We start from the raw sequence: 7,059 nt of genomic DNA on the forward strand, positions 1-7,059 counted from the left end.
AGGTTACGATGAAAGTATGAAAGTGGTACGGGCCCCAGGGAAAAATGGGCGGACGGAAACTTTCTTCTTTAGAGAAAAATTAGGAAGGGGAGGTATTAAGAGAGAAAATCAGGCAGAAGTTTGGGCTGATGATCACACAAAGATGCAGGTTGTCGCAAGCGACCGCGCTCGGCACGAGAATGTGTCGAGGTACATTCTTCTTCGGGGATAATGAAATGTGTGGTCCTGGCAAAATTTCCTGGCAAAATGATTGTAAATACGGGTAACTTACAGTAAAATTTTGGGGTAACAAAAAAAGAAAAAAGAGGGGTAACAACACATGTACGATTTGTATGGGGCACTGATCGGGAATCTCAGTAATTATCTTTACACATACATCCTGATCATCTTACTTGTTGCAGGCGGAATCTACTTTACGGTCCGCACAAAGTTTGTTCAGTTCCGCTATTTAAAGGAATCTTTGCGGGTCGTTCTCGCACCGAGTGAGGATGACAAGGCGATCTCGTCCTTTCAGGCACTCATGGTTTCGACGGCATCCCGTGTGGGAACCGGAAATATCGCAGGCGTATCCACAGCAATCTGTCTCGGCGGACTCGGATCATTATTCTGGATGTGGCTCACAGCGCTTCTGGGAATGTCTACTGCTTTCGTGGAGGGAACTCTGGCTCAGATCTACAAGCGCCGTTCCGATGACGGCGGCTGCTACGGCGGTCCGTCCTACTATATCGATCAGGCAACCGGAAAACACTGGCTCGGAATCCTGTTTGCAGTGTTCATGATCCTGACCTACATGGTCGGCTTCAATCTGGTTGCATCCTTCAATATCGCAGATGCATTCCGTGTCATTCCGGCATACTCCCAGAATGAAAACCTTGCAAAATGGATCATCGGCGGCGTGCTTGCAGTGTTATTCTTCGTCTGCATCAGCGGCGGTGGAAAACAGATCGCAGGGATCACGGAAAAGATCGTTCCGTTCATGGGATTCTTCTACATTGCGGTTGCCGTGTTCGTGATCGTGACCCATATCACACTTCTTCCAGGAGTGTTCGCAGAGATCTTCCGCAACGCGTTTGATGTGAAAGCAATTTTCGGCGGATTTACGGGGTCTGCGGTCATGCTTGGTATCAAGAGAGGTCTTTTCTCTAACGAAGCCGGTGTCGGCGCTGCTGCGTGTGCGGCTGGTTCCGCGGGTGTTTCCCATCCGGTAAAGCAGGGACTTGTTCAGGTGCTTTCTGTATTCCTTGATACCTGTATGATCTGTACAGCAACTGCGATGCTGCTGCTCTGCTCCGGTGTGGAGCCGGATGCGGATATGGCCGGAATGGCCTATGTGCAGGCGGCTATGAACAACACACTCGGCAAGTTTGGTGTTGTGTTTATTACAGTTTCCCTGTTCCTGTTTGCATTTACGACTCTGCTTGGAAACTTCTATTATGCGGAGACAGGGCTTGCGTATCTTTGCGGCATGACTCCATCTAATGGGGCAAAGTGGTGCATGAGGATTGTTGCTGCGGTGGTTGTGTGCGTCGGCGCTACGATGAAGCTTGGTATTGTCTGGGATACAGCGGATGTGCTGATGGGCTTCATGGCGCTGATCAATGTGCCGGTGATCGTTATTCTCCTGAAGCCGGTACTGCGGTGTCTTGAGGATTATACAGAGCAGAAAAAGGCCGGAAAGAATCCGGTGTTTAAGGCGGAGCATATTGGACTGAAGGAGAAGGTGGACTTCTGGAATTAGGGACGATATTTCCGGGAATGGAATTGGATATGGAAATAGGTGAAGGGCAGCCGCAAGGCTGTCCTTTTTTTGGGGGGACGGGAGCGACGAGTTTGGAGAGAGTACGCTGCCGGTCTGCCTCCTGGCGGCAGACCGGCAGCTGGTCGTGGCTGTGCGAAGGAAAAGTTCTTATATTACATAGTCATCTCCGGGCTGACCATTCTGAACGAGGTCGGCGATGGTGACGCCGTCCAAGTATTCGTTGACGACTTTGTCGAGACCCTGCCAGAGAGGGAGAGTTTTACAGCTTCCCATTCTGGGACAGTCGGTGCTGCCGGGCTCTAAGCAGGCTACCGGAGCCATGGAGTTTTCAGTGAGGCGAAGAATGCTGCCGACTGTGTACTGTTCCGGTGCTTTTGTGAGGCGATATCCGCCGCCTTTACCGCGGACCCCCTCTAAGAGTTTTGCCTTTACGAGGATTTTGATGATGCCCTCGAGGTATTTTTCAGAGATTTCCTGTCTCGCTGCTGTATCTTTTAATGGAATATAGCCGTCTGTCTGGTGCTCCGCAAGATCGATCAGGACGCGGAGAGCGTAGCGGCCTTTTGTTGAAACCATCATAATCTGTATCCTCCCATGCTGCTGCGTGTTGCTGAATATTTTTGATCGTAATGTAAGTTTAACATTATTCCTATTATAATACAAGGTTTAAGGGAAATAAAGACAGTGAAAAGGATAAAGGTGTTGTGATATATGATAGAAATTTTCTAACATGATATCCGGAATGAGACTTGACAAACAGATGATATCGCCATATAATCCTATTAACATATATTAAAGGTGGGTAATAACATATGGCAAACATATATACATCCGCAGACCAGCTGATCGGAAAGACTCCGCTCTTAGAGCTTACACAGATTGAAAAATCCGAGGGACTTAACGCGAAGATCCTTGCGAAGCTGGAATATTTCAATCCGGCCGGATCGGTAAAGGACAGGATCGCGAAGGCGATGATCGATGACGCTGAGGCGAAGGGAATCTTAAAGACTGGTTCTACGATCATCGAGCCGACTTCCGGAAACACAGGAATCGGTCTTGCGTCGGTTGCGGCTGCCCGCGGTTACCGGATCATTATCGTTATGCCTGAGACCATGAGTGTGGAGAGGCGCCAGCTTATGAAAGCCTACGGCGCGGAGCTTGTGCTCACTGAGGGCGCAAAGGGAATGAAGGGCGCGATCGCAAAGGCGGAGGAGCTCGCAGAGGAGATTCCGGGAAGCTTTATTCCGGGACAGTTTGTAAACCCGGCGAATCCGGAAGTTCATGAGAGAACAACCGGGCCGGAGATCTGGGAAGATACGGACGGCAAGGTTGATATTTTTGTCGCTGGTGTCGGCACCGGCGGAACCATCACCGGAACCGGAAGATATTTAAAGAAGCAGAATCCGGACGTGAAGGTCGTTGCGGTGGAACCGGCAAGCTCCCCGGTACTGAGCCAGGGCAAGGCAGGCTCCCACAAGATCCAGGGAATCGGAGCCGGATTTGTTCCGGATGTTCTCGACACAAAGGTTTATGATGAGATCATCGCTGTGGAGAATGATGACGCGTTCGCGGCAGGAAAGTTAGTTGGAAAGAAGGAAGGAGTCCTCGTGGGAATTTCCTCCGGTGCGGCGATCTGGGCAGCGATCGAACTTGCGAAGAGACCGGAAAACGCAGGAAAGACGATCGTGGCACTGCTTCCGGATACCGGCGACAGATACCTTTCCACACCGTTATTTGCGGACTAAGGAAAGAAAAAACAGATAAAAATATATGAGAAAGACTGCGGGTCCATATCGGTTGATATGTGGATCTGCAGTTTTTTTATGCAACAGGAAATGTCGGGGAATTCCCTGTTGCATAAAAGGCATTAACGTGCTAAAGATGCGCACTCGCGCAAAGATGTAGATTGCCGCACGCGACCGCGCGAGGCGCGAGAATGTGCCAGGCACATTCTTTTTCTACAATGGAAGCTCCAAATGTGCCGGGCGTATTTTTTGCGTTTTTGACAGAAGGTCGTGAAAAACTGTTTGGAGCAAAAGTAAATAAATCCTGCAAAACAATAATAATTACTATTATTGACATTTAAAACAAAGTATGTTAGAATACAACCATAAACAAGACGATACGCAACAGACAAGACGATATACAACAAAAAAGACGACCGTCAGACAGAAACGGTAAATTACAGGAACAGAAAGAATCATTTTGCAAAAAGAAGGGAAAACAATAAGAAAACAAGAATCAGAAAGGAGTTCAACACTATGAGCAGATACGCAGGAACAAAAACAGAAAAGAACCTCGAGGCAGCATTCTCCGGTGAATCCCAGGCAAGAAATAAATATACCTACTTTGCATCCGTAGCAAAGAAGGAGGGATACGAGCAGATCGCGGCTTTATTCTTAAAGACAGCTGACAACGAGAAAGAGCACGCGAAGATGTGGTTCAAGGAGTTAGATGGAATCAGCGATACCGCTGCGAATCTTGCAGCCGCTGCAGCCGGTGAAAACTACGAGTGGACCGATATGTACGAGGATTTTGCGAAGACCGCCGATGAGGAAGGTTTCCATGCTCTCGCAGCAAAATTCCGTATGGTAGGCGAGATCGAGAAGCACCATGAGGAGCGCTACCGTGCCCTTCTTAAAAATGTGGAGACAGCTTCTGTATTCGAAAAGAGTGAAGTAAAGGTATGGGAGTGCCGCAACTGTGGGCATATCGTGATCGGAACAAAGGCACCGCAGGTATGTCCGGTCTGCAGCCATCCGCAGAGCTACTTTGAAGTTCGCGAAGAAAATTATTAAGTCATATGCTTACGTTATGGCACTGTTCTATTTCATTGCCTGCTGAATGAAAGGCATCGAAAAGAAGGGGCTGTCGCATTAGCAAATATTTTTTGCTGGGCGGCAGCCCTGCTTTATGCCCAAATGGCATCGAAATCGGTCACGTTTTCGATGCCATTCTTTATAAACGCAGTTCATTCCCAGGCATCCCTTTCGGCATGCCTTATTTCAGGCTGTTTTGTTTTCAACCATTAAAATCTATGCTGTCTTTAATGAAAAAAGATGACTCCCCGTTCTTCCGGTCTGAATCTTGCAATGGAGCCTATTGATATTTCGTCCCATCGCCAGAAGGATGCTCTCTGCCAGTGCATTTGCCTTTCCACGATACAGATATCTTCGAAAATTCATGTCCTCTTTTACGTCAGCAAAAGAACCTTCTGCCTGAATACTGCGATTCATACGGAGCATCGTTCCCTACTCACTTGTGATCCGTTCCAGATCTTCTGCACGTTTTTGACTCATCGTCTTCGAGACCATCAGCACTTTATTACGTTTTTCCATAGGTGTTTTGCAGTTGTTTCCCTTGATACATTCCGTTTTATAAGGACAGCCGGTACAGTCTGGACTTCTGTAATAAGTTTTTACACTGACATATCCGCTGGCTGTTTTACTTCTGCGTTCATTTGTAACAGTCAGTTCCCTTCCATTCCGATAGATATAGCTGTCTCTGTCTGCGTGATACTCCATGTTTTCTCTTCTGCTGATGTCTTTTTTGTATTTTCGGGTTTTCGAAATCTCATAGTTCTGCGGCTTTATATAGGCGGTCTGTCCGTTTCCCTCTGTTGTTGTTCGATTTTTGGTGTATGGTAAATGTCTTGCTTTAGATTGCCGTTTACTTCGGTCGTAATTTAATTGTAAATATTTTTTGAATGTTTCCAACAAGATATTGACTTTAATCGTAATTATGAGCATAATGTTATTGAGTTATTATAACCGAGGTGAGTGTATGGATTACATGACTGAACTCACCGCTATTGCAAAAACGCATGGCGGAATTATTGAAACGAAAATAGCAGCGCAACGCGGCATCTCCAAGGCGATGCTTTATAAGTTGTGCAAAGAAGATAAAATCCATCGTATTGTAAAAGGCCAGTACATTCTTCCCGATGATATGCAGGATGAATTATTGGCAATCAGTAACCGTTCAGAAAGAATCATTTTTTCTCACGAAACAGCTCTTTACCTTCACGGAATTTCTGACCGTACTCCATTTGAGCATACGGTTACTGCACCGTCTGGTTGTATTCCTTCTGCGGCAATTAAATCTGAATGCAAAGTGTATTATATCAAGCCTGAATTGTTTGAACTTGGCAAAACAACGCTGAGAACACCTGCTGGAAATGATGTTCCTGCATACGATCTTGAACGCACCATTTGTGATGTAATTCGCAGCCGTAACAAATTGGGAACTGAAACATTTTTAGCGGCACTTAAAATGTACGCCGCAAGCCCGAAGAAAAACCTAAACCAACTGAATACATATGCAAAACAGATGCGTGTTGAAAAAGTGTTGCGTCAATATTTGGAGGTGCTTCTGTGAGTAAAGCAATGAGTTTGAAGGCGAAAATTCGCAATATCGCAAAACAGAAGAATATCCCTGCACAGGTCATTCTGCAGAACTATATGTTTGAGCGTCTGCTTGTCCGCCTTTCCGCTTCCGAATACAAAGAGAAGTTTGTATTAAAGGGCGGTATGTTGGTAGCCGCCATTGTCGGACTCGACAACCGCGCAACCATGGATATGGACACCACTCTTAAAAATCTGCCCCTTACACCGGAAGCAATTCGCAGTGCGTTGGAAGATGTTTGTGACATCGCATTCGATGACGGCGTTGTATTCGAGATTGGCACAATTTCGCCCATCCGTGAAGATGATATTTACGGCGGATACCGTGTCATGCTGAACGCCAAGTTTGATACTCTGCTGACTCCACTTAGCATTGATGTGTCCACCGGTGATGCTATTACACCCCATGCGGTGCAGTACAACTTCTCTGAAATTTTCGATGATGAGAAATCTTATGAGCTGTGGGCATACAACATTGAAACCGTCATGGCTGAAAAGGTTGAAACTATTTTACGCCGTGGCGTGTTCAATACTCGTCCCAGAGATTTTTACGATACCTATATACTGACCACAACGCAGAAATTCGATAATGCGGTATTTGCTGATGCGTTAAGTGCAACTGCCAAGCATCGTGGCACTACAGAACAGATTGCAGATGTTCCTTCTATTCTTTACAACATCGAAGAAAGCCCGGAACTCAAAACAATGTGGGACAAGTATCGCAAGCAGTTTTCTTATGCGAAAGATATTACTTACGAACAAATTATGGATTCCATAAAGACTTTGCTCAAACCTGAATTATTCACGGAGCAATTTCTAACCTAAACCTTGCACCATGAATTGAAAAAATGATCCATGCAGCCATAACTTCTCTCAATTTGTCAGAAAAAAGGCCAT

General features: G+C 46.4%; 6 protein-coding genes and 1 pseudogene. 5 read left to right on the plus strand and 2 right to left on the minus strand.

Features of this window, described 5'->3' with window-relative positions:
- Positions 1–319: 319 nt before the first annotated feature.
- Positions 320–1,738, plus strand: coding sequence for an alanine/glycine:cation symporter family protein (locus DXA87_RS03275; RefSeq protein ID WP_117470339.1), 1,419 nt, complete (start codon positions 320–322; stop codon positions 1,736–1,738).
- Between the two features lie 168 nt (positions 1,739–1,906).
- Here the strand turns inward: DXA87_RS03275 and DXA87_RS03280 are convergent, their stop codons facing one another.
- Positions 1,907–2,338, minus strand: a complete 432-nt coding sequence (locus DXA87_RS03280; protein ID WP_015553725.1) for an Rrf2 family transcriptional regulator — start codon at positions 2,336–2,338, stop codon at positions 1,907–1,909.
- Between the two features lie 233 nt (positions 2,339–2,571).
- Between DXA87_RS03280 and cysK the strand changes: the two genes are divergently transcribed.
- Both cysK and rbr read left to right on the plus strand, forming a co-directional pair.
- Positions 2,572–3,504, plus strand: a complete 933-nt coding sequence (gene cysK / locus DXA87_RS03285; protein ID WP_015553724.1) for a cysteine synthase A — start codon at positions 2,572–2,574, stop codon at positions 3,502–3,504.
- Between the two features lie 516 nt (positions 3,505–4,020).
- Positions 4,021–4,557 (plus strand): rubrerythrin, encoded by a 537-nt coding sequence (rbr, locus tag DXA87_RS03290; protein WP_015553723.1) that lies wholly within the window; start codon positions 4,021–4,023, stop codon positions 4,555–4,557.
- 237 nt (positions 4,558–4,794) lie between these two features.
- Here rbr and DXA87_RS18320 read toward each other — a convergent pair.
- A pseudogene (locus tag DXA87_RS18320) lies at positions 4,795–5,508 on the minus strand (transposase).
- Between the two features lie 34 nt (positions 5,509–5,542).
- Between DXA87_RS18320 and DXA87_RS03305 the strand changes: the two are divergent.
- Together DXA87_RS03305 and DXA87_RS03310 are read left to right on the plus strand one after the other, a co-directional pair.
- Positions 5,543–6,136, plus strand: coding sequence for a hypothetical protein (locus DXA87_RS03305; RefSeq protein ID WP_015553720.1), 594 nt, complete (start codon positions 5,543–5,545; stop codon positions 6,134–6,136).
- Positions 6,133–6,987, plus strand: a complete 855-nt coding sequence (locus tag DXA87_RS03310; protein WP_242990660.1) for a nucleotidyl transferase AbiEii/AbiGii toxin family protein — start codon at positions 6,133–6,135, stop codon at positions 6,985–6,987. The genes DXA87_RS03305 and DXA87_RS03310 overlap by 4 nt, the downstream gene beginning before the upstream one ends.
- Positions 6,988–7,059: the final 72 nt, after the last annotated feature.

Source organism: Desulfotomaculum sp. OF05-3 (genome assembly GCF_003435535.1).
GTDB classification, from domain to species: Bacteria; Bacillota; Clostridia; order Lachnospirales; family Lachnospiraceae; genus Pilosibacter; species Pilosibacter fragilis.

What these genes read in the sequence shown, in the direction of transcription:
- DXA87_RS03275 (WP_117470339.1), top strand. Translation starts at nt 320, where the DNA reads ATGTACGATTTGTATGGGGCACTGATCGGGAATCTCAGTAATTATCTT.
- DXA87_RS03280 (WP_015553725.1), bottom strand. Translation starts at nt 2,338, where the DNA reads ATGATGGTTTCAACAAAAGGCCGCTACGCTCTCCGCGTCCTGATCGAT.
- rbr (WP_015553723.1), top strand. Translation starts at nt 4,021, where the DNA reads ATGAGCAGATACGCAGGAACAAAAACAGAAAAGAACCTCGAGGCAGCA.
- cysK (WP_015553724.1), top strand. Translation starts at nt 2,572, where the DNA reads ATGGCAAACATATATACATCCGCAGACCAGCTGATCGGAAAGACTCCG.
- DXA87_RS03305 (WP_015553720.1), top strand. Translation starts at nt 5,543, where the DNA reads ATGGATTACATGACTGAACTCACCGCTATTGCAAAAACGCATGGCGGA.